The sequence below is a fragment of the Neobacillus sp. BF23-41 genome (assembly GCF_041106275.1).
The window spans coordinates 1-24,016 of the sequence record NZ_JBGBPR010000032.1 but is presented as its reverse complement, the minus strand read 5'-3'; the positions used below and the strand labels follow the sequence as shown (position 1 = coordinate 24,016).

General features: G+C 38.4%; 21 protein-coding genes. 13 read left to right on the top strand and 8 right to left on the bottom strand.

Translation table 11 applies throughout. From position 1 onward, the window contains the following. The first annotated feature begins 83 nt into the window (after positions 1-83). Positions 84-947, top strand: coding sequence for an ROK family protein (locus AB7942_RS26710; protein WP_369449205.1), 864 nt, complete (start codon positions 84-86; stop codon positions 945-947). A 702-nt stretch (positions 948-1,649) separates the two neighbouring features. Next, the gene (locus AB7942_RS26705; RefSeq protein ID WP_369449204.1) at positions 1,650-2,057 is read left to right on the top strand and encodes an NUDIX hydrolase; all 408 of its coding nucleotides are present in this window, start codon (positions 1,650-1,652) and stop codon (positions 2,055-2,057) included. Between the two features lie 139 nt (positions 2,058-2,196). Here the strand turns inward: AB7942_RS26705 and AB7942_RS26700 are convergent, their stop codons facing one another. Continuing rightward, a complete protein-coding gene (locus AB7942_RS26700) occupies positions 2,197-3,603 on the bottom strand; it encodes a LysM peptidoglycan-binding domain-containing protein (protein WP_369449203.1) in 1,407 nt (468 codons plus the stop codon). Between the two features lie 536 nt (positions 3,604-4,139). On the opposite strand from AB7942_RS26700, the gene AB7942_RS26695 reads away from it, so the two are divergent. The 5 genes from AB7942_RS26695 to sdaAA all read left to right on the top strand — a co-directional run bounded on the left by AB7942_RS26695 (position 4,140) and on the right by sdaAA (position 9,748). Then, positions 4,140-5,330: a glycine C-acetyltransferase gene (locus tag AB7942_RS26695; RefSeq protein WP_369449202.1), complete on the top strand. Its 1,191-nt coding sequence runs from the start codon at positions 4,140-4,142 to the stop codon at positions 5,328-5,330. An 80-nt stretch (positions 5,331-5,410) separates the two neighbouring features. Beyond that, positions 5,411-6,391 (top strand): L-threonine 3-dehydrogenase, encoded by a 981-nt coding sequence (locus tag AB7942_RS26690; RefSeq protein ID WP_369449201.1) that lies wholly within the window; start codon positions 5,411-5,413, stop codon positions 6,389-6,391. Between the two features lie 167 nt (positions 6,392-6,558). Continuing rightward, positions 6,559-7,956, top strand: coding sequence for an amino acid permease (locus AB7942_RS26685; RefSeq protein ID WP_369449200.1), 1,398 nt, complete (start codon positions 6,559-6,561; stop codon positions 7,954-7,956). 177 nt (positions 7,957-8,133) lie between these two features. Further along, a complete protein-coding gene (gene sdaAB / locus AB7942_RS26680) occupies positions 8,134-8,793 on the top strand; it encodes an L-serine ammonia-lyase, iron-sulfur-dependent subunit beta (protein ID WP_369449199.1) in 660 nt (219 codons plus the stop codon). Between the two features lie 55 nt (positions 8,794-8,848). Continuing rightward, positions 8,849-9,748 (top strand): L-serine ammonia-lyase, iron-sulfur-dependent, subunit alpha, encoded by a 900-nt coding sequence (gene sdaAA, locus AB7942_RS26675; protein ID WP_168240965.1) that lies wholly within the window; start codon positions 8,849-8,851, stop codon positions 9,746-9,748. 348 nt (positions 9,749-10,096) lie between these two features. Here the strand turns inward: sdaAA and AB7942_RS26670 are convergent, their stop codons facing one another. Further along, positions 10,097-11,188: a low temperature requirement protein A gene (locus AB7942_RS26670; protein WP_369449220.1), complete on the bottom strand. Its 1,092-nt coding sequence runs from the start codon at positions 11,186-11,188 to the stop codon at positions 10,097-10,099. A gap of 742 nt (positions 11,189-11,930) precedes the next feature. On the opposite strand from AB7942_RS26670, the gene AB7942_RS26665 reads away from it, so the two are divergent. The 4 genes from AB7942_RS26665 to AB7942_RS26650 all read left to right on the top strand — a co-directional run bounded on the left by AB7942_RS26665 (position 11,931) and on the right by AB7942_RS26650 (position 15,875). Then, the gene (locus AB7942_RS26665; RefSeq protein ID WP_369449198.1) at positions 11,931-12,455 is read left to right on the top strand and encodes a type 1 glutamine amidotransferase domain-containing protein; all 525 of its coding nucleotides are present in this window, start codon (positions 11,931-11,933) and stop codon (positions 12,453-12,455) included. Between the two features lie 367 nt (positions 12,456-12,822). Next, positions 12,823-13,620, top strand: a complete 798-nt coding sequence (locus tag AB7942_RS26660) for an EcsC family protein (protein WP_369449197.1) — start codon at positions 12,823-12,825, stop codon at positions 13,618-13,620. A 258-nt stretch (positions 13,621-13,878) separates the two neighbouring features. After that, on the top strand, positions 13,879-14,370 hold the full coding sequence (pssA, locus tag AB7942_RS26655; RefSeq protein WP_369449196.1) for a CDP-diacylglycerol--serine O-phosphatidyltransferase: 492 nt from the start codon (positions 13,879-13,881) through the stop codon (positions 14,368-14,370). 206 nt (positions 14,371-14,576) lie between these two features. Then, entirely contained in the window at positions 14,577-15,875 is a 1,299-nt protein-coding gene (locus AB7942_RS26650) for a DedA family protein (RefSeq protein ID WP_369449195.1), read from the top strand. Positions 15,876-15,966: 91 nt separating this feature from the next. Here the strand turns inward: AB7942_RS26650 and AB7942_RS30615 are convergent, their stop codons facing one another. Beyond that, on the bottom strand, positions 15,967-16,125 hold the full coding sequence (locus tag AB7942_RS30615) for a Spo0E family sporulation regulatory protein-aspartic acid phosphatase (RefSeq protein ID WP_483310927.1): 159 nt from the start codon (positions 16,123-16,125) through the stop codon (positions 15,967-15,969). A 1,171-nt stretch (positions 16,126-17,296) separates the two neighbouring features. On the opposite strand from AB7942_RS30615, the gene AB7942_RS26645 reads away from it, so the two are divergent. Beyond that, a complete protein-coding gene (locus AB7942_RS26645; RefSeq protein ID WP_369449194.1) occupies positions 17,297-17,515 on the top strand; it encodes a hypothetical protein in 219 nt (72 codons plus the stop codon). A 246-nt stretch (positions 17,516-17,761) separates the two neighbouring features. Here the strand turns inward: AB7942_RS26645 and AB7942_RS26640 are convergent, their stop codons facing one another. The 5 genes from AB7942_RS26640 to AB7942_RS26620 all read right to left on the bottom strand — a co-directional run bounded on the left by AB7942_RS26640 (position 17,762) and on the right by AB7942_RS26620 (position 22,527). Beyond that, entirely contained in the window at positions 17,762-18,721 is a 960-nt protein-coding gene (locus tag AB7942_RS26640; protein WP_369449193.1) for a DUF4822 domain-containing protein, read from the bottom strand. 107 nt (positions 18,722-18,828) lie between these two features. Next, complete coding sequence (locus tag AB7942_RS26635; RefSeq protein ID WP_369449192.1) at positions 18,829-19,536, bottom strand: ankyrin repeat domain-containing protein; 708 nt, start codon at positions 19,534-19,536, stop codon at positions 18,829-18,831. A gap of 165 nt (positions 19,537-19,701) precedes the next feature. Continuing rightward, positions 19,702-20,388: a response regulator transcription factor gene (locus AB7942_RS26630; RefSeq protein WP_088089859.1), complete on the bottom strand. Its 687-nt coding sequence runs from the start codon at positions 20,386-20,388 to the stop codon at positions 19,702-19,704. Beyond that, positions 20,385-21,836 (bottom strand): sensor histidine kinase, encoded by a 1,452-nt coding sequence (locus tag AB7942_RS26625; RefSeq protein WP_369449219.1) that lies wholly within the window; start codon positions 21,834-21,836, stop codon positions 20,385-20,387. Before AB7942_RS26625 ends, AB7942_RS26630 begins: the two co-directional genes overlap by 4 nt. Before the next feature lie 463 nt (positions 21,837-22,299). After that, on the bottom strand, positions 22,300-22,527 hold the full coding sequence (locus AB7942_RS26620) for an FAD-dependent oxidoreductase (RefSeq protein WP_369449218.1): 228 nt from the start codon (positions 22,525-22,527) through the stop codon (positions 22,300-22,302). A gap of 258 nt (positions 22,528-22,785) precedes the next feature. Between AB7942_RS26620 and AB7942_RS26615 the strand changes: the two genes are divergently transcribed. Beyond that, positions 22,786-23,886 (top strand): ABC transporter substrate-binding protein, encoded by a 1,101-nt coding sequence (locus tag AB7942_RS26615; protein WP_369449191.1) that lies wholly within the window; start codon positions 22,786-22,788, stop codon positions 23,884-23,886. The last annotated feature ends 130 nt before the right edge of the window (positions 23,887-24,016 follow it).

Below are 24,016 nucleotides of genomic sequence, written 5' to 3'. Positions count from 1 at the left end.
GGGTTTCTCCATTCTTCTGTTTTGTGCTATTTTTAAATATATCAAAAAGACATTTAAAATAATGCCCATTGGAGGAAGTTTACATGTTAGGTGCCATTGAAGCAGGAGGAACAAAATTTGTTTGTGCAGTAGGGGATGAATCGGGTAAGATTCTGGAGCGTTTTCAGGTTTCTACAACCGTTCCTGAGGAGACCATTCCTAGGGTGATCGAATTTTTTAAAAAATATCCTATCCAAGCCATCGGAATTGGCTCGTTCGGACCGATTGATGTGAATCGGGAAAGTCCAACTTATGGAATGATTACCACAACACCGAAAACAGCATGGAGGGACTTCCCATTTGTTGAAACGTTCAATGAGGCTTTTTCCGTTCCAGTCGGATTCAATACGGATGTAAATGCTGCTGCATTGGGTGAGTCTGTTCTGGGGGCTGCAAAAGGTCTGGATAGCTGCCTTTACATCACTGTTGGGACTGGCATTGGAGCAGGTGCGATTGTACAGGGAGAACTCTTGCAGGGGTGGTCACATCCTGAAATGGGTCACATTCTTGTAAGACGTCATCCGAATGATGAATACAAAGGCAAATGCCCATACCACGCTGATTGCCTGGAAGGTCTGGCGGCTGGACCTGCGATTGAAGAGCGGTGGGGTGAAAAAGGAATCCATCTGGTGGAGCGTTCAGAAGTTTGGGAAATGGAAGGGTACTATATTGCACAGGCACTTATGCAATATATACTGGTTCTCTCTCCTAAAAAAATTATTCTTGGCGGCGGCGTCATGAACCAAAAGCAGGTATTCACTTCTATCTATAAGTACCTGCCAGAATTATTGAACGATTATATCACCTTACCGGAGCTTTCCAACTTTATTGTGAGTCCTGGTCTAGGGGATAATGCCGGGATCACGGGGTCCCTTCTGCTTGCCCATCGAGCGTTACTTGAAGGCTGACTTGAAAAATAAACTTAAACCATCCTAATAAAAAGCGTAATAGGCGATGACCTATTTCGCTTTTTATTTTTTTCATAGATTCCCGGTCTTAACGAAGAGTGGCTGGAGGCCTTGAAATAGAGAGTGAGTAAATGCTGAAGCCATTTTTCTACATTCCTTTCAGGCATTTTGAGGGATATGTTCAGGACTGGAGAGTGGTGACACCACTTTTAGTTAAACGTTTGTGCAGTAGAGAAAAGGCGGGAAATTAATAGAATGATGGAAGTTTAAGAGAAACCCATCAGATTTTGTGGGAAGGTGGGTTATTTCCTGCGGAATGTTTTTGCGAATCTCGACAATATCCACTCACCTTTTACAGGGAAAATACCTATAGAACAGTGTTTGCAGCTATTTCAACCAAACGTTTGATTAGTATAGCATATATGGAATCACGTCGATTGGCTGTCGTTTAGAGACAATAATTGTTTAAAGGCTATTTATCTCCTAATTTTAGGTCGTTTTTCAACAATTAATTTATAAATTTGAAGGTATGAATACTTATTTATCAAGGGTTGAAGACACTTTTAATTAAACGATTGGTTGAAAGGGAAACTTAGGGAAAAGGGGCGAGGTGTGTCATTTCGATGATCGGTTATGTGAAAGAAGGGGAATCGAAACAGGCAGCGAATTAATTAGGTATTCTATATTAACGTGAGGTCTGATATGCCAACTCCAAAACATATTGTTTCAGCTGCAACTATTGTACTTAATGAGCAAGGGGAAATTTTATTAATTAAAGGTCCACGAAGGGGATGGGAAATGCCTGGTGGTCAGGTTGAAGAAGGAGAATCATTGAAGGAGGCGGCAATCAGGGAAACAAAAGAAGAAAGCGGAATAGATATTGATGTGATTAAATTTTGTGGTGTATATCAAAATGTGAGCCAATCGATATGTAGTACATTATTTTTGGGGATACCTACCGGGGGAGAGATGACCACTTCCTCAGAAAGTTTGGAAGTAGGTTTCTTTTCAGTTGAAGAAGCATTGGAAATGGTCACTTGGAATAATTTCAGGCAAAGAATCGAGTATTGTTTAAACGAAAAACTTCATCCTTTTTATGTGGAGTGTTGATTTAGTTTTTTTAGTAGTTGTGAAAAGAATGGAACGAACAGGAGTTACCGTGGGTTTTTCTTTGGACAGTAATCAGCCCTAACTCGGAAATATTCACTTATGAACAATCAGTCCATGCTAGACTGATTGTTCAAAAAACTCATTTTTTGATAGTGAAATTATCAGCTAACAACGTCCAGTTCGACGGATATGGATAGCCTAATGCCCAGTAACTAATTCCGCGGAGATTAAATTCCTTAGCCAAGTCGAACTTGGCTTGGGCGCTGCGGGCATCTTCAAACCAAACTTCATGGCCACGGCCCTTTTCATCGACGTAACGGAAAAATGGTGATTGGGTGGTGTCATCATATTGAATCGATGCCCCGTATTTTACCGCACGCGCAATCGCTTCTTGTGTACTAAATGTTTCTGCTTCTTGTCCTTTAACATGTGGAAGGAGCCAATCACGGGCATAAATTTGAAACCCTAAGAATATTTTTTCTGCCGGCATAACGGTCCGTGCGTATTCCACGACACGTCTCATTTGGTTGATAGGAGAGATCGCCTGTGGCGGCCCTAATCGGTATCCCCATTCATAGGTCATCAGCACGACAAAATCTACAATTCTTCCATGTGCTTCATAATCATGTGCCTCATACAGCAGACCCGCTTGTGTCGCACTTTGCTTGGGTGCAACTGCCGTTGAGACAAAATATCCTCGCGGATGAAGACGGTCCACGGTTAGTTGGAGGAATAGATTGTAATTTTCGCGATCGGCTGGCAACACATTTTCAAAATCAATGTTTACTCCTTTATATCCCTTTTCATCCATAATCCGAAGCATATTTGTCAGTACCTTTTCACGTAATTCTGGACTAGATAAAAGGGTATGAGCCACGTTTGAGCCAGCTGCAGTTGAAGTAAAGTTTGTAATCGACATCATCGGTGTGACATTACTTGTTTTTGCTGCTTGAAGGGTTAACTCATCATGAACTGGAGTGAGATCCCCATTTTCATTGATTAGGTAAGCAAATGGACTGATATACGTGAGCAACTGGCTAAGTTCCTTAACCGTTTCAGCCGCTGCTTGATCGGGTTGATAGGTATAGGCATTGACTTCGATGGTTGGTTTCTTGATTGGTATTCTTAGCCGTGTACCCGAATAAATAAGGTTTGGATTTTGAATCTGGTTTTCATCGATAATCGCTTGGACTGTTACCCCGTAACGATTTGCGATTTGCCATAATGTTTCCCCAGATTGAGTCACGTGTATCCGTGGAGGGATAATTAGTTTTGTCCCTGGATATAAAAGAGATGGATTTGTGAGTTGATTTGCCTGGATGATCGAGTTAATTTCCACCCCATATTGTTGTGAAATCGACCACAATGTATCACCGGATCTAATGATGTGTGATGTTCCGGGGACTGGGATTACTAGTGATTGCCCAACTAACAGCTGGTTCGGGTTTTGCAGCCCATTTGATTGAACAATTCCATTCATATTTACTTTGTAACGAGCAGCAATTTGCCAAAGTGTTTCACCGCTCCGGACCACATGGATCACCATCTGCCTCTCCTCCTGTTTCACTTCAATAATGTAACCTATGTGGGTTAGAAGGATTGGGTTAATTGTCTATATAAATTTATGGGCACAGTTAGATTTTTTTTGTAAAAAAGCTAATCATCGAATATTAGTGGGGATAAGTGAAATCAAATTATTCTTATTTTTCTATAGAAGTTGTTGTATGATCCTCAAAGAAACGACATATAGTCTGAATGCTTAGTTTTTTGTAATAGTATTGACAGTTTTTCGACATAATTATAGAATTACATTGAAATATATGAATCTATGTTTTTCTAATACGGTTGATCGGGGGATCAACTAAACCAGCTTATTATTACACTTCCCATTCCATAGCATAACATCTTGTGTTCAAAAGTAGGATTGAAAAATTTCGGGAGTAATTTTCGTGATGTAATTGTTTTTTTTGCACTCATTTGAAATCGTTTTCAATTTTTTTTGATAATAAAATCCCGAAGAAACAACACGAGTAGGTGTAATGTGAAGAAACTGAGTGAGGTAATATAAAAGGAGGAATTATTTTGGCAAAAAAGGTTTTAAAGGATTTCTTAACACCCCAACTGAACGAGTTGCGGGAAAACGGCCTCTACAATGTCATTGATACTGTAGAAGGACCAAACGGCCCTATAGTTACCATCAATGGCAAATCATTAATCAATATGTCATCCAATAACTATCTTGGCCTTGCCAATAATGAAAGAATGAAGCAAAAAGCGCATGAAGCAATCGAGGCATATGGTTTGGGGGCCGGTGCGGTCCGTACAATCAATGGTACATTAACAATCCATAATGAATTGGAGAAAACAATTGCCAAGTTCAAGCATACCGAAGCTGCCATTGCCTTCCAATCCGGGTTCAATTGCAACATGGGTGCCATTTCAGCCCTGATGACAAAGAAGGATGCAATTCTCTCGGATGAATTGAACCATGCATCGATTATTGATGGGTGCAGATTGTCAGGAGCGAAAATTATCCGCGTCAAGCACCAGGACATGGACGATTTGCGTCGAGTAGCGAAAGAGACAATTGAAAGCGGTTTATACGAAAAAGTCATGTACATCACAGACGGAGTTTTTTCAATGGACGGTGATGTAGCAAAGCTTCCGGAAATCGTTGAAATTGCTGATGAGTTTGGGTTAATCACGTATGTAGATGATGCTCATGGCTCTGGTGTAATGGGTAACGGTGCTGGTACGGTTAAGCATTTTGGCCTCTCAGACCGAATTGACTTACAGATTGGGACCCTTTCAAAAGCGATTGGCGTCGTTGGCGGATATGTAGCAGGTACAGAGCAGCTGATTGACTGGCTGAAAGTCCGCGCACGTCCTTTCCTGTTTTCAACCTCATTGACTCCGGGAGATGCGGCGGCATGTATCGAAGCTATCAATATCATGACCGAATCAACAGAAAAAGTTGAAAAGCTTTGGGAAAACGGAAGATATCTAAAAGAAGGCTTAAAGAACCTTGGTTTCGAAATTGGCCATTCCGAAACACCAATTACCCCATGCATCATAGGAAAAGAAGATCTGACCCAGTTATTTTCGCGCAGGCTGATGGAAGAAGGCGTTTATGCAAAATCGATCACCTTCCCAACAGTTCCGAGAGGTACAGGCAGGGTTAGGAATATGCCTACTGCAGCGCATACCAAGGAAATGCTCGATGAGGTTCTGGCGGTCTATGGAAAAATAGGCAAAGAATTGTCTATTATATAATCGTTTACAATTTCACAAACTATAACAGAGTTCTTGCTTCAGTTGAATAACTGTAAAATAAACCTCAGGAGGTCTCTAATATGAAAAAAATTCTTATTACTGGCTGTCTCGGCCAAATCGGTTCTGAATTGACACACCGTCTCAGAGTAATGTACGGAACAGAAAACGTTGTTGCAACAGATATTCGCCATATCGAAGGCAATCCAGTCATCGAGGGTGGTACATTTGAAATACTTGATGTTATGGATTACGAAGCAATGCTAGGCCTTTGCAAAAAATATGAAGTTGATACCCTCATGCATCTTGCAGCCCTTTTGTCGGCAGTAGGAGAAGCAAAACCAAAATTCGCATGGGACCTGAATATGGGTGGCCTGATGAACGCCCTTGAAGTTTCACGTGAGCTAAACCTGAAACTCTTTATACCGAGCTCCATCGCTGCTTTCGGGCCAGGAACACCGGCAGAAATGACACCACAGGATACGGTACAAAGGCCAGCTACTATGTATGGTGTCACAAAGGTAGCCGGAGAATTACTTTGCGATTACTATTTTACAAAATACGGTGTAGACGTACGCGGAGTAAGGTTCCCTGGACTGATTTCATACAAGACTCTTCCAGGCGGGGGAACAACCGACTACGCAGTAGATATTTACTATGAGGCTCTTAAGAATAAGAAATATATATCATTCATTGGCAAAGGAACCTATATGGATATGATGTATATGCCTGATGCTATCGATGCTATCATTCAATTGATGGAGGCTGATCCTTCAAGATTGAAGCACCGCAATGCATTTAACATCACAGCCATGAGCTTTGAGCCGGAACAAATTGCTGCATCCATTAGAAAATTCATTCCTGAATTCGAAATCTCATACAATGTTGACCCTGTACGCCAAGGCATCGCAGACTCATGGCCAAATAGCCTTGATGTATCTGCGGCACGCGAGGAATGGGATTTCAATCCTCAATATAACCTGGACCGTATGACAAAAGATATGTTGGAAAACCTATCAGAGAAGTTAGGCATTCCCTTTAGGGAGCTTGCACTAGCCTATTAAATATTAACTTCCTTTCCCCAAACTATTTTATGAAATCTGGGGTAAAGGAAGGCGCTCTCTTCTATAAAAACTATTATAATTCATCTGCGGAAAAAAGACAAATGTATTTTCAGGATGGACTCTTTCATGTATATTAGAAATTTAACAATAAAGAGGGGGAAATTTAAATGGCAAACAAGGAATTGAATAGGGGTTTAAGTTCACGCCATATTCAGATGATTGCGTTGGGCGGAACGATTGGTGTAGGTCTATTTATGGGGTCTTCCAGCACGATAGGCTGGACGGGGCCATCCGTAATGCTTGCTTATGCAATTACAGGAATTTTTCTATATTTGATTATGCGTGCCATGGGCGAAATGCTCTATTTGGAGCCAAGTACAGGTTCATTCGCAACATTTGGCTATAAGTATATCCATCCAATAGCGGGATATATGACTGCCTGGAGCAACTGGTTCCAGTGGGTAGTTGTCGGCATGGCGGAAGTTATCGCGATCGGCACATATATGCATTATTGGTTTCCAAATCTACCTGCGTGGATTCCAGGCCTTATCGCAATGGTTATCCTTGGGGCAGCAAACTTTATTTCTGTTAAATCATTTGGTGAGTTCGAATTTTGGTTTGCTTTGATTAAAGTAGTTACGATTGTATTGATGATTGTTGCAGGTTTCGGCCTGATTTTCTTCGGCTTTGGCAACGGAGGAGAATCAATCGGCCTATCAAACCTCTGGAAAAATGGCGGCTTCTTTACTGGCGGAGTTAAAGGGTTCCTCTTTGCCCTAGCACTCGTTGTGGGTGCTTATCAAGGTGTTGAGCTTATCGGTATTACAGCTGGTGAAGCGAAAGATCCTCAGAAAACAATAAGGAACGCGATTCAAAGTACAATTTGGCGTATCCTCGTTTTCTATATTGGCGCAATTTTTGTTATAGTCACAGTTTATCCTTGGGATCAATTGACTACTATCGGAAGCCCGTTCGTAGCAACTTTTGCAAAAATCGGTATTACAGCTGCAGCTGGAATCATTAACTTTGTGGTTATCACTGCTGCATTGTCAGGCTGCAACAGCGGTATCTACAGCGCAGGGCGCATGCTTTATACTCTTGGAGTCAATGGACAAGCTCCAAAAGCGTTTGCGAAGGTTTCAAGTAATGGGGTGCCTTTATTCGGTACAATTGGCGTACTGATCGGCCTTGGCTTTGGAGTTGTTTTAAGTTATATTGCACCGGAAAAACTGTTTGTGTACGTCTATGCTTCAAGTGTTCTTCCTGGGATGGTTCCTTGGTTTGTCATTCTGATCAGCCAAATCAAGTTCAGGAAAGTCCATGCTGCAAAAATGGCCGCCCATCCATTCAAAATGCCTTTTGCGCCTGTCACTAACTATCTGACAATTGGCTATCTGGTAGCGGTCCTTATCGGTATGTGGTTCAATGAGGACACTCGTGTATCGCTGATTGCGGGTATTGTGTTCCTGGTTATTGTGGCCATCAGCTTTTATGCTTTCGGAATAAACAAGCGTGTACCTGCGGATCTTCAAGCAGAGGATCGGACAGAGAGGAAAGCAATCTAAATCCTGACTGTTTGATTGTGGGAGAAACGGAAGGGTATAAGGAAGTAATTAATATAAGAAGCAATAAATAGGGACAGTTTTCATAAATTGTCCCTATTTTTCTTGCAGGCTGCATGCTAAGAAAACCAACGGAACATCTATGTAGAGAATCTTAATTATAGAACTCAGGTGAAAAAAATGAAGTATCGATCAGCATTTGAAATCATTGGTCCAATTATGATTGGGCCTTCCAGTTCACATACAGCTGGTGCAGTCCGGATTGGCCGCGTTGCCCGAACCCTATTCGAGGGCCAGCCTAAAAAGGCTGTTCTCTCGCTTTACGGCTCATTTGCAAAAACGTATAAAGGACATGGAACTGACTTGGCTCTTGTTGCGGGCTTATTGGATTTTGATACGTTCGACGAGCGGATACCCGACACATTGGAAATAGCGAAACAATTGGGTATGGAGGTCATCTTTCAAGAGGAAGAGGCCATTACAGAACATCCAAACACAGTAAAGATTAATCTTTTTGATGAAGATAAAGAGTTGGAGATTATCGGCATCTCCATTGGCGGAGGAACCATTGAAATAACTGAAATCAATTCGTTCAAACTAAAATTATCGGGTGACCCTGCAATACTGGTCATTCATAATGACCGTTTTGGAGTAATCAGCTCTGTAACATCCATTCTTTCGCAAAATAAAATAAACATCAGTCATATGGAAGTGTCCAGGAAAGATAAAGGCGACATGGCAATCATGGTAATTGAGTCCGATGAAAAGCTAGATGACCAGGTGATCAACGGGGTGCAAAAGCTGGATAACGTTATAAGTGTAATCCGTATGGTTGTATAAATAGGTGTTTTCGGGCACGAACATAAATTAATAGAAGACAGCAGGGGGAAATCCTATGTTTCGTAATGTAGCTGAACTTGTTTCGCTGGCGGAACAACGACAGGTTAAAATAGCCGAAATTATGATTCGGCAGGAAATAGAAGTGACTGGCCTTTCCCGTGAAGATGTGATTGCCAAAATGGATCAGAACCTGACGGTAATGGAACGGGCTATCGAACGGGGCTTAAATGGAGTAAAATCACGCACAGGACTCACAGGCGGAGATGCAGTATTGCTGCAAAACTATATTCAGAGCGGAAAGTCCCTTACGGGCACATTGCTGTTGGATGCGGTGAGCAAGGCGGTTGCCACAAATGAAGTCAATGCAGCAATGGGCATCATTTGTGCCACGCCAACAGCTGGTTCGGCCGGGGTTGTCCCGGGTACATTATTTGCGGTAAAGGATAAACTCAATCCAACTAGGCAGGAAATGATTGAATTTTTATTTACGGCAGCGGCGTTTGGATTTGTCGTTGCAAACAATGCGTCCATTTCAGGGGCTGCAGGCGGTTGCCAGGCAGAGGTAGGTTCGGCTTCAGGAATGGCAGCAGCAGCAATCGTTGAAATGGCTGGCGGTACGCCAAAGCAATCAGCAGAAGCGATGGCCATAACCTTGAAAAATATGCTGGGCCTTGTTTGCGACCCGGTTGCCGGCCTCGTTGAAGTGCCTTGCGTGAAACGGAATGCAATGGGTGCATCGAATGCTTTGACAGCAGCCGATATGGCCCTTGCCGGGATAACCAGCAGGATTCCATGTGACGAAGTCATTGGAGCCATGTATGCAATAGGACAGTCAATGCCGGCTTCTTTAAGGGAAACAGCCGAAGGCGGACTGGCGGCTACCCCGACCGGACGTAGGCTTGAAGCAGAAATCTTTGGCCAGCCTAAAGTAAAACTGATTGATTATTTAGTATAACTACTTCAAAAAGCTGCCGGTCATACTAGGCAGCTTAATTTTTTTGCATCTATGAAGGAGAAACGGAAGGCAAAAGGTCCATTGCAGATACCCTGAAAACTGGATTCACATCGAAAAACTTAATAACTCCTCAGCCGAGAGAAGAAGATACCGAGGGAGGTAGTCACTAAATGTAAAAGCTGCTTGTTCCCAATCTTCTGCAAACGTACATATTCTTTATAGGTTATTTTACTCCTGGCGATTCGCCGGCCAATTTCGTTCGACTCAATTGAAAAGAGCTGTCCGTCCCGGCCTTCAAGAACAACTTTTGAAATCACTGGCACTTTTTCAAGCCGGGTCCGTATTTTATTAAGTGGTTGTAAATTTAGCATAGATGATAAAAAATAAAGTTAATTCTCCCATTATGACAATGTTTGGAACTACCATGATCAAATTAATAATAAAAAAGGCTGCTAAAATCCCTAAAAACAACCCTAAATGATAAATTTTCAGACGGTGTTGTTCATACCTGTATTGATGAAAAACAATAGAAGTTGAAATGAAATAGAACAATACAGAACTAAATACAAAATATAAGATAAATGAATAATGGACCTCATTTAAAAACATCAGTTTGATAGATGCTGCAATCATGCTCAACGACATTAGAATAAACAGATGTCCGTAAATAATAGTTTGTCCTGCCCCCTGAATCGACTTGTTTACCTTCTTTTCTACATTATCAAAATATTGCCACCACATCGAAATAATAAGGATAAATGAAATAATCGAAAATGAGATCGAATTCCATTCACCTTTTTGGGGCTGTAGTACAAATAGGGTGCTGACGACCGATTCTCCAAAAAGGATTAATGTCAATAAAGCAAAACGTTCTAATAAATGAGCCGTATTGGTCAGGGCTTTTACCAAATACTTGCGTCCGAAAACAGGCACAATAACATCGACAATAATCCCTGCATATAACACGGCGTATCGAATCCATGAATCAAAAAATATAGAGAGAAATGAGATGAGGACTCCAATCCCAAAACATGTTCCTAAAAACCGAGCAGCCGTTTTTCTATCCCCTTCTTCTATATTCTGAACAACAAGATATTGAATTGCCGTTAGTGCCCTTACCCCAATATAGCCAATAAGAAAAGGGAGATAGTATTGATCAAAATCTATCGATAAGCTGGATGTCATAACAAGGATAAATAACATTTGAAGAATTATAAAGATACGTTGATGCAAAAAATCATGTCCAAACCGATTGATAAACATTGTTTGTCCAGTCCAAGACCACCATATCGGGATAAACATTAAAGCAAACTTTAATAAATATTCTGGATGAATATAACCTTTTTCAACATGAAGTAAAACATGAGTAGTAGTTGCAACTGCTGCGACAAATAGCAAGTCATAAAAAAGTTCTAACCACGTCACTTTTTTTTCTTCCACCACTGGTAATGCCTCCCATAAATGACGAAATATTTATAGACATAAAGTTTCAACTCTTGCAGCCACTTATTAAAACAAATGGAATCTTCCGATTATGATCGTCCAAAGGATCAAAGTTAAGATTGGCATGGAGATTAGGGTGATTAACCACGCTCTTTCAAATAGGTTATAGCCTTTTTTCTCCGCAAACCATTCAGACCATAGGATCAGGAGATAAAGGGAGATGAAGGGAGATGGACTCTAGCGTAATAGTTAATAACTTATAGAGTACAAAATTGAAGAAGCCATGATTGTCCATGTTTATCCCCTTTCGCTTGTACATGTTTATTCAAATTCAGGCGAAAGTATTATAAAAACTAAGGCTGTGGTGTCAGGCACCATTTACAACATGTCCCTACCGTAATTAAGAGGAAGCTCGCTACGGTTAACGATCTGATACTATAAATATATATTTATACAAAAAAATTGACAAATTCTGAATGGAATTTGTCGGTGAAGAGGTCATTTTCGTAGGAAAAGTTGAAATATGGGCTGAATTTTATTCCCGGGGACCTTTAGATGATGACTTTCCTCAAAAATAAAAATAAAAGATTAGATTTGTAGATTTTTGACTAAACATTCTTACCAAAGTGAGATATTTGGTGCAAAGGACATATCCCTGTATAATCAAAAGAAATATGAAGCTATTGAATGATCCGATTATAAGCACTAATACTCCCTCATTTGAAAGGAACATGAACCCATGCGATTAGAAGGAAAGAAAGTAATTAGTCTCGTTCATAATGATTTTGAAGATTTAGAGTTATGGTATCCGATTCTTAGACTTCAGGAAGAGGGGGCAGTCGTCCATCTTGCCGGAGAAAAAGCAAAGGAAAAATATATTGGTAAATACGGCGTACCTGCGATCTCTGATTTTGCCTATGATGAGGTTAGAGCTAAAGACTATGATGCAATCTTAGTTCCAGGAGGATGGGCGCCAGATAAAATCCGACGCTTCCCGGAAGTCCTTTCTCTGCTTCAGCAGATGAATGCGGATGAAAAACCAATCGGACAAATCTGCCATGCAGGCTGGGTACTAGTTTCTGCAAAAATCCTTGATGGAAAAAAAGTAACCAGTACCCCTGGGATTAAGGATGATATGGAAAATGCAGGCGCGATCTGGTATGACGAACCCGTTGTGACGGACGGTCACCTTGTGTCTAGTCGTCGTCCACCGGATCTGCCTGACTATCTACGGGAATTTATTAATGTGTTAGAAAAGAAATAGTAATGGAAGGGAGATAGCGAGCAATAACTCGCTGTCTTTTTTTGATTCCGTGCCTTGTCATGCCCTGAACATGGGGTCAGGCATCCTCCTTTTTTCCGAGGTCAAGGTAACGATTAACCTCTAATCGTTACCACTGACTGCTTTTTTCTTTGATTACGGGTAGAATAACTTTGCTAATCGATTTTTGACGGAAATTTTGGATTTTTCTAATGGGATTAGAAGATGATGGTGTTTACACCTCGACCGACCAAACCACAATCCACAAACCACAAACCATGAAACCTTTCCATTTATCATACGTATGTTTTATTAATGAGAATAAGGGTAATTTTGTAGAAAATAAACAAACGAGGGTGACTCAAAATACATGGAAACAAGAGATGAATTATTGAAAGAGCTAACAGTTATTGAGAAGTGGGAAAATGGCCAAAGTGATTTGTGGATTTGGGATCGCCTGGGACGACTGCCATTTAAGATTCTCGATAAAATCACTCCTCAATTCATCCACAATAAAGTGGGGAAATTACTAGAAGAGGTCGGTAACTATATTCAGACCGGCGGCAGCTATTTAATTAAAGAAGATAAACTATTTGATAGAATTGAAAAAGAGACAGGTAAGCCGATTAACAAAATAGCTGATATCAAGAAGATCCCTTTAGCTGCCATGAATAAGATAAGCGAAGAGTTGACCGGTCAACGAAAGAAGTTTGCGACGATCCAAGGAGCGAGCACCGGAATCGGCGGGATTTTTACTCTTGCGATCGATGTTCCGGCTTTGATGGGCATTTCATTAAAAACGCTGCAGGAAATTGCTATCATTCATGGATATGATCCTAGCGAAAAAAGCGAACGAATTTTTATAATTAAGTGCCTGCAGTTTTCCTCAGCCGATATTGTCGGCAAACGTGCGATTTTGAATGAGCTTTCCAGCTATTATCAACAAGGGAGCGGGTCAGGTGAAATGATGTCGCAGCTGCAAGGCTGGCGTGAGGTTGTTTATACATACAGAGACCAGTTTGGGTGGAAGAAGCTGTTTCAAATGGTACCTATTGCTGGGATGATTTTTGGTGCATTTACAAACAGGTCAATGATTAATGACCTTGCTGAGACAGGGATTATGCTTTATCGGAAAAGAAGGATTCTTGAGAGATTGGAACAGGAATAGTGTCAATCTAATTTGGGCGTAAGTTTGTTAATAAAAGAAACAGCATTTTTTGAAGGGATTACGTTTCCAATCGTAAAGCTGAAAATAGCACCGCATAATGCGGTGCTTTGTCATTTACAGATTAAAAAGCTCAGTTACGATTTAGTACAGGGAGAACAAGTTTTTTTCATTCAATAACTTGTTTTTAAGAATAACGGAGGAATCTTTAGAAAATGCTACTAAAATGGGGAAGATTGGTTATCGTTAGGGGGGGCTGTCTTGTTCAATCATATGGTAAAAGCTATACCTAATTTATTTACGATTGGAAATTTATTGTGCGGTGTTCTTTCAATTACCTCTAATATGAGTGGCTTTTTGGAAGTAGCCTCCATTTTTATTTTCTTATCGGCAGTTTTAGATCTTCTTGACGGAAGAATAGCGAGAAAATTAAAAGTGAATAGTGAATTTGGCGTAGAATTAGATTCTTTAGCTGATATTGTTAGCTTCGGAGTTGCTCCTGCACTTCTATTTCATTCGATAGCTGCGCCATCCATTTTAACTTCATTGGCATTTATCCTTTTCCCAACGATGGGGGCATTGAGATTAGCTAAATTTAGTGTTAAACCAACCATTGGATATTTTAAAGGATTACCTATTCCAGCTGCTGGATTGCCGTTGGCTGGTATGGGATTGTTTTTATATAGCAATGCATGGATCACCTTAATCCTCGCTCTCTTAATGGTAAGTCCAATTAGGATTAAAAAAATTTAATATTATTATCATTTGTATAAAAGCTAGTAACTTTTTCAAAAAAGGAATAGCTTTTTTATTTTATCCATTATCCTTTTTGTTCTCTTAAATCAAGATTAAGAATTCATTAAGTTGGAAAATTAAATCATTTTTCGTGCTACATTGTATTTAGAATTAAAATTTAAGTATTATTTATTTAGTGTTTTATAATTACTGGAGGCATTTATTTGTCATACTTAATCACTTTATTTGAACAGCACAGTTATCTGATTCTATTTTTAGGAATCTTTCTAGAACTGATGGCCCTGCCTATTTCAGGCGAATTTTTAATGAGTTACGCTGGGTATTTTGTATTTCAGGGAAAAATGAATTACCATTTGGCGCTGATGACAGTCTTTGTTTCAGGAGGAGCGGGAATTACTGTAACCTATTGGATTGGAAGGGCAGGGGGATATAAACTTATTGAAAAATACGGAAAATATATCCACCTAGGACCGGAAAGATATAAAAAAACATCCACTTGGTTTGAACGTTCAGGTAGTAAATTGCTAGTCTTTGCTTATTTTATTCCAGGGATTAGGCATTTCACTGGTTATATTGCGGGGATTTCTAGAATGCCATTTCGAAAATTTTTAATTCCTGCATATATCGGTTCATTTTTATGGGAAATCTGTTTTATTACATTAGGAAAAGTTTTGGGCCCCCACTGGGAGGCTTTCCATCATGCAGTAAGTAAATATTTACTAATTTTTATTATTGCTATAGCAGTGTTTCTAGCAGGATATTTGGTCTATCGGTTTAATAAAAATCAAATTAAAACATTTTTTATTAGTTTGTCAACATGGTTAATAAATCGACTAAAAACCATAAGAAAAACAGAGATCTTTCTTATTTTTCTCACTTTAGTTTTAATTGGTATGGTGACATTAATGCTGGGAATGGCTGAAGATTATTTATTTAATGAGTTTACTCAGTTTAATGAAATAGCTGAATATATGGTTAAATATGCTATTTATGTGAATTGGATGAAATGGTTTCTAGTATTTCAATCTCCATATGCTGTTGGTGCAATTATCGGAATAACCATCATTCGTATTTGGAGAAAAGGTAAGAACAGGATCCTAGAGTATCTTCTTCTCCTCATTTCAATTTTAGGAGCTAGGCTGTTTCATGAATCAATATTGCAGATTTTTTCCTTTCTTCAATCATTAGGCTTTGTAGGGAAATTTCATTCAGATAATTTTCCTGATATAAGTTCCACTTTAACAATCATTATTTATGGGACATGCATATTTTTAATTGTCCGACATCCCAAAACGAATATACCGCCAGTATTAGGCCCTTTATTTATTTTCGTTTTATTAATGGGGTTAACCATAGCAAATATTGTATCCACTGAAAAACTCCCGAGTGATATTGTTGGGGGTTATGTTTATGGAAGTGTCTGGATATTTTTTAACTTCTTGTTTTTTGAAATGATACGACTTGTATTGGAAAAAAATAAAAATGAAAATCAATACATTTAAAGTCATCATGGTTAAGAGGAAATTTCAACAGACAAAAACCCCCATATCTACAAAAGTAGGTAAGAGGGTTTTTGTCTGTTCCATGCCATTCCTAATTCATTAGAGTTATGGTTTTTTCCTCAAAGTATTTATTCATAAGTAAATTAAGTCTGATTGAAAGTGTAATATATTCGGAACTGCTTGGACCTATTTGATTATATATTTCGCTTAGTTTTGTTTTAAGAGTAACTATTTCCTGTAAAAGTTCCATGTTTTCATTATGAGCAGATTCGATTGCTTCCATCATACACCTCGTAAAATAATATTTTTTTCCAACAATGGTTTGGAAGGCATGATGACTTGATTCCTTATTCTTCGTCTTCTAATGATAATACGATTCCAATCCCATTCTGATAGTAACATAGTGGATTTTTCATGTGAACAGGGAATGAAATAGTAAAAATATTTGAAAAAAGGTAAATAATATTGGTATATCAAGTGTTCTCCAATAGCAATTTGTAACCGCTTGAAAATAAACAAATACTGAATTTAGCTTATTTCGATTCACTGCGAACAAGTTATATTGTAATAACATCAAAATTAAAAATAAAAATATTTTAAAAATTGAAAATAATTTAGATAAGGCATGCTTAAAGTTTCTTAAAAAAAAATATCCGGCAAGATGCCGGATCTACAAAAAATATATTAAAAGGGGGTCATGAAAAAGAAAAAGTTAAATGTTGTCCTCTTCATGTATTTATCGTACTACTTAATCATGAACAAACTATGAATAAACCGTTTAGATTTTATTAAAAAAGTTAAATTCAAAACTATTTATGGGAATTATAGGTTAATTAACATTGGGCTTTGCCTACTAGATCGTTAGATACTGTTTGCTAAGATTGTTACAAATGCGCTTAGTAGAACAGTTCCAATGGCTATAAAACTATAAGTAAGGTTTTTTTTGCGCTTTTTCTTTTTAAGCATTTCTTCTGTGGTGAGCCAGTAGCTTTTTGATATCTATATTAACTCCTTTGTGCCATTATAAAAATTTACTGTATTCCTGATGTTTATCTGTTTTTCCTGAATGTTATTATACAATAATTCTAAACAGATAAGAAAGTGACTTTAGGTAGTGAATTTTTGGAAGCTGATGAGTAAATTCCTATCCTAGTCTAAAATGTGATCCAATGGGCAGATCTTTCAAATGAGCTAACCATACGTTTATTTGCAGGCATCTTTTATATGAGATGCGATTGAAGCACGAGAAAACTTCGTTAATTCATTGCCAATATCTTGTCTTATAAGGGATTCTTCGACTTGATTTCTCGATGCGTTTAGAAGGAATGAAAAGAATCGGTGGGTAATTCGCCTAATTTATAGGTGAAATAAGCTCCCATATTTTCTTTTAGCATAGTATGCAAAAGAAAGTAGGTGAAAACATGACATTAGGGTCACATGGTATGATGTCATTTCCAGGAATGGGGATGAGCGGTTCACCAGGAATGGGAATGGGCGGTCAACCAGGCATGGGGATGGGCGGTTTTCCAGGAATGGGAATGAGCGGTTCACCAGGAATGGGGATGGGCGGTTCACCAGGAATGGGAATGGGCGGTCAACCAGGCATGGGGATGGGCGGTTTTCCAGGCATGGGGATGTAGCGGTTTCTCTAGAATGGATATATAGCGATGATTTAACCAAGTTTCCAATACTTTGTTCATCAAATAAGTGCTTTTGCGAAAACCAAAGCTGTCAATGTGGCAGCTTTTTTTATCAAAAAGCAGCGTAAAACCCCTAACTTTAGCTATGGGGATACTCATTTCAATTCTTTTTAAAGGAAACAAAAAAGGAACGGAGAAATCCATTCCCTTCTTGACTACATTTAAAGTCCTGCTTGGAATTTTTAATTACTTAGAGAATTCTAGTTTAAAATCACCATCATAAGGTTTATGCTCAACTGTTATGGTTATGTCTTTACCATCTTTATCTTTACCTTTTCGCTTATATGTGAATTTATTTTCATTAAGCTCTGTTAGTTCAAGAACGGCACCATACTTCATCCCTAGGGAAACATGTGCTCTTATCTTATTTCCATGTACGACATCGAAATAGCCGTAATCACCGCGGCTTTCACCCGTATTTGCATCAAAAAATTCATATTTATTTGTCTTATTATCATATTTGGCTAGACCTAAATAATTTGAATTAAAACTTGATACATCGTTTCCGTTTTCATCTAATGCCACGGTTCCTTGCCATAAGGTGCCTGATAAAATTTTATCCCCATCAATGTTTGTCACTACTTCTCCTGTAGTCGTTTCCAACTTCTTGTCCGGATCAGTAAAGGAAAGTTTTGTTTCTTTATAAGGAATATGATCAACGAATACCTCTACTTCGTTACCATTAGCATCTTTTCCCATTCTTTTATAGGTAAAGATATCTTTATTTAGTTTTGTTATTTCGACAACAGCTTGGTAACCCATGGATTCTGAAATTAATACTCTAATCTTTCCATCGTTGGTGATAAAGAAAGTTCCTTTATCGCCACGGCTTGCTTTTGTCGTTTTATCAAAAAATTCATATCTCGATGTTTCATCGTCATATTTCGCAAGGCCGATAAAGTTTGCGTTTTCTTTTGTTAAGTCATTTTTATCCTTATCATATACTTTTGTACCTTGCCAATTTGTGTTACTAAGTATATTAGCCAATTCCTGTCCTTTGGTTTCCTTATTTTGTTTTTTGCTCTTTTTTGCCGTTTGTTCTTGCTTCTGTTCACTCGTTTTCGCTTGTGTGACTGTGCTGCATCCTGTTATCACTAAAGTTAACCCAAGTAGTATAGATGGTAATATTTTATCCTTTTTGTTCATTTTATCGTCTCCTCATTTCTTTATTTTGGTGTAATTTACACTAGTGTCTATGATTTCTAGTAGTAACATGGTTTTGTGCTTAGAGATGGGAACCTTATACGCTCTGGTTACTTTGCTCCTGCTTTTAGCAAAATATGTTCAATCTCTTTAAATCCTTTCTCGCGTGCATGCTGTATAGGTGTCACATTATTATGATCAGGATTGTTGATATCTGCCCCATGATCTATTAGTAATTGCACTGTTTGCTGCTGTTTTTCGTCACCATTACTCAAAATAATCGCTTCTAGTAAAGCTGTCCAACCGAGATCATTTACATGATTAATATCGATATCAGTACTGGTAAGAAGTTCTTTAATTACATCCACATATCCATGTTCAGAAGCTGGGATTAAAGCAGTTCCTCCAAACCGGTTAGTTATAGATGGGTCGGCACCTGCTTCAATCGTGAGTTTAAGAATATCTATATAACCTTCTGCACCAGCATACAGGAAGGGGGTATTTTCCCTGTTATCCTTGATGTTGACATCTGCCCCCGCATCAATTAGGATTTTTGCAATCTCTACATCATTGTTATAAGTCGCAATCATAGTGGCAGTTCGCCCTTGTGAGTCCTGTGAATTAATATCAATACCTTCCTCAATCAATCTTCTTAAGGTATCCGTTTCTGTGTTTTCTGCAGCTTGAAATAGTTTTTCATTCACATCTATTGCTCCTTTTAACTCTTTTTCCTGTTTATTTGGATCTCCATCGTTATCAGAGACACATCCCTGAAGAATGAAAATACATCCAATGAATATTGTTAGCCACCTCCACATGAGAATTTCACCAGCCTTTTTTTAATTATTACTTTAATTATGTTAATACTTAATCTTGAACTCCCTCTAAATAATTTCTTAAAATAAGATAAACTTTTTAATAAAATTTCTTAAGATTGATAAAAAAAACCGTCACCTTTGTGACGGTTCCTCAGATTATTTAATTTAAATATTAAATCGATACCCGGCTCCCCAAACCGTTTCTAAAAATTTCGGATGTGAAGGATCTCTTTCAATTTTTCCGCGAATTTTCCTGATATGAACTGTCACAGTTGAAACATCTGCTGCCGTTTCTAACCCCCATATATTTTCATAAAGCTGTTCTTTGCTTAATACTTGATTCGGGTGCATCACAAGAAACACAAACAAATCGAATTCTTTTGTTGTGAACGGTATTTCTTCACTGTTCATATGAACTTTGCGCGCTGACTTATCAATCGAAATTCCATGTACGAGAATCGTATTTGTTTTAGCTTGATTTCCAGCTAAACGTTTATAACGCTCTAAATGTGCTTTCACCCTAGCTACCAATTCACTTGGACTAAAAGGTTTGGTTATATAATCGTCTGCCCCTAAACCGAGACCCCGAATTTTATCGATCTCGTCTTTTTTAGCGGAAACAAACAAAATAGGAATATTTTTAACAGCGCGTATTTGTTTACATATCTCAAACCCATTTACTCCTGGGAGCATGACGTCCAATATAATTAAATCATATTGATTTTGAAGAGCTAGTTGGAGTCCTGCATCACCAGTATGTTGAATTTCGACATTAAAATGATTAATTTCTAGGTAATCTCTTTGCAGTTCTGAAATACTAACATCGTCTTCAATAAGCAATATCTTTTTCACAATACATCACCTTTCTTCTTTAAGGAAAAGAAGATACTTGTACCTTTTCCTATCTTGCTTGTAGCCCACATTTTCCCTCCATGCTCTTGAATTATATGTTTTGTGATCGCAAGTCCTAAGCCACTTCCGCCTGTCTGAGAATTTCTAGATTGTTCTGCCCGGTAAAACCGATCAAAAATGTAAGGTAAAGCAGCAGGCTCTATCCCTTGTCCATTATCTTTTACTTGTACAGTTACGTTATAGATTCCATCAAATAGAGAAATGGTAATGTTCTTTTGGTCCTTATTCATATATTTTACACAATTGCTAATTAGGTTGGCTAATACGCGTTTTAATTTCTCTCTATCTGCTATTACATTTATCGGTTTGTCCATAAGATGAAGGTCAATCCGGATCCCTTGTTGAAGTAAATCATGATGAAGGTCTTCTACGTAGTCTTCCATATATTTATCCAGTTCGACAGTTTCAAAAGTAAAGGGCTCTTTTTTTAAATCTAGCTTAGAAAATAAGAACAGTTCATCTATTAGTGAATCCATATATATTGCTTTTTGGTACACAGTTGATAGGTACTTGTCCATTTTCTTTGGAGTATTAGCTACACCGTCTTTTATCCCCTCAACATATCCAATAATTGAAGTAATAGGAGTCTTCAAATCATGCGAAATATTGGACAGAAGTTCTTTTCGATTTTCCTCATACTGAATTTGGAGATTTACGGACTCTTTTAATTTTATTCTCATATCCTCAAAGGTTCTGTTTAACTGTCCGATTTCATCATTAGAAGCAGCTTTGATTTCAAAATTTAGATCTCCTGATTTTATTCTTTCTGCACCTTCCCTAAGAATTGAGATAGGTTTGATGATGCTTCGTGAAACTAGATAGTTCAAAAGTCCAATAATCATTATAAAGAGAACTAGCAATAGACCGAATAAAATTGGAAATAACTCACGAGTCAATTCAGCAAAGGAGCTTACCTTTCTCAATACAAAAATACTTCCTTTACTTTTATCTGAAAAATAGAAGTCAAACTTCACATACGTGAAAAAAAAATCTTCAATTTTAATCGTATCTCGCGTATTAATGTTCGTTGCCTCAAACCCAGGAAGGGACTTAATCAATGCTTCCTTATCAAGAGTGGGGGAAGCGTACTCTATTTTTCTATTCTTTCTTACGACAATCTTGATCTCTTGCTGTTCAATCTTTTTTAGTTCCTCTTGGTATAGAAGTTGCTTAGGATTATTTTTAGCCAACAACTTTAAATCTAGGAACGCACTTTCCTCTACTGGTGTTAAGGGTTTTTGAACATAAGATTTTTTGTAAAAATGCTCGATAGATTTTACATCACCTGTTACCGCAAAAATAAGTAAAAAACCAGCCGCTAATAATAAAGTGATAGAAACAAGGACTACTCCAACGTAGGACAACAGAAACCTCATTTTAATTGACATCATATTCACCCCAGTATCTATCTCTTGCTCATTCTTTAATAGAAGTTTACCGTTTAATCGGCTTGTTCTTGAATGCGAAATGCTGTTTGCAAATTACCATATCACATAATCCTTAAAACTTTCTAAAATATATATGAAAAATCCTTAAACATCAAACAATAAACGGCTTAAATAGTAATGGATTAGAATAAGGAAGAACTGTGGTTATCTAGCAAGAATTATAGTGGGGGTGAATCCTTAAAAAAACTATGAAATCTTTTAATGGGGATACAGAGATATTTTGAAATATAACATATAAAAGCGAAACGAAAAAAAGCGAGGTACCACACCTCGCTTTTTCAGTTCATAGTTTTGCGATGTATTGATCAGGATGAAGTAATCCGCGGTCGTCCTGTCGACCCTTAGGGACTAAGTCGAGAAACTGGTAAGTGATGTTCAGCATGTCAATACCACGGGCATAGGTTTATTTTGCTACTGCACCCCTTAGAGCTTTTAATATCCCAGTTGCAGCTAGTTCGCCTGTATCCACAGCTCCGTTCAAATAACCTTGATAATCTTGTGAGCAATGCTCGCCAGCGAAAAATACGTTGCCTTCTGGTTCACCTTCAACTCCACTAAAGGATGTATATTGCCCTATTTTCCAATAAGAATAAGAACCTTTTGTCCATGACATGCCTGGCCAATAAACAATCGCTGAAATTCCGTTCCATTTTTCTGTTATGCTCTTTTAAAAAGTGGGTTTCAAATCGAATCAGGGTCCAACAAAATTAGTTTCTGGCCTGTCGATATGCATCACAGCATAAATTATTCGTGTTTGCATAGTTTTTTATAATCTAAAAATACTATATATTCTGAAAAAAGTAATACAAATGTAATTAATTACATTTGGCATAGGAATTGCATTCCTTAGAGTAGATAGAGAATTAATAATAAACTCAAGGGGGTAAACATGAAAATTACTAAAAAGGTTCCAAAGTTTATGATGGTTCTTGCTGCGTCAGCAATGATCCTTTCAGCGTGTGGAAAGAGTGATAAGGAAGCCGCTAGTACAGTAAAGGAAACAAAAACCTTAAATCTATTAACTTGGGAGGGTTATGCAGATCCGGAGTTTACTAAAGCATTTTCCGAAAAGTATGGAGTGAAGGTAAACGCCACTTACTTCGGATCTAGTGATGAGCTGTTAGCAAAACTTAAATCGGGCGGCGGAGATACATATGACATTATCTCTCCTTCATCAGACGTAGCATCCATGCTAATCGATTCTGGCTTAGTTGAGGAAATTGATACTGAAAAAATTGACAGTTTCGGAGACTTAAATGAGCGTCTTCGTTCCCTTCAGGATGTGCAAAAGGATGGAAAAACGTATGGTATGCCTTTTACATGGGGACCTGATTATTTAATTTATGATGCGGATGTCATTAAGGAAGAGCCAACTTCCTGGAGTACGTTCTGGGATCCCAAGTATAAAGGAAAAGTATCAGTTTGGGATGACATTTCTAATATTTACTTAGTTGGACAAATTATGGGGTTGGATAAAAAAGATGAAAGCGCCATATACAACATGTCAGAAGAACAGCTTCAAGAAGCGAAGAAGAAATTGTTAGAACTAAAGCCGAATATTAGAAAATATTGGGCAACTGCTGGCGAACTTAATGATTTATTTGCGAATAAAGAAGTGGTCATGGCAGTTGGCTGGCCGCTGACTGTTGAGGCGGTAAATGCAAAGGGCCGTAATCTAAAGTGGACAATCCCGCAAGAAGGAGCAACGGGCTGGATTGACCGGTTAATGATTGTAAAAGGCGCTAAAAATAAAGCCAACGCTGAAAAGTACTTAAACTACATTTCAACTCCTGAAGCACAGGCGAAAGTGGCAAAAGTTACAACGTATGGCATTGCGAATCCAAAAGCAGCAGAATTCATGGACCAAAACCTGCAAGAACAAACATATGTTAACAATATGGACGACATGTTCTCTAAATTGAACTTCTGGCAGCCTGTTAAGGAACGTAACCGTTATAACGAGATATGGACTGAAATAAAAACTCAATAACCGTTAAATACTGAAGCCTTGAGGAGGGGTTACTATATTAGTAGCCCTTTTTCTGTGTGCCAGGCATGTTCATTAACTAGGCGGTGCAAGTCCGCTATGGGCGTTGGGATATGCGAACCATTAGCCGAAG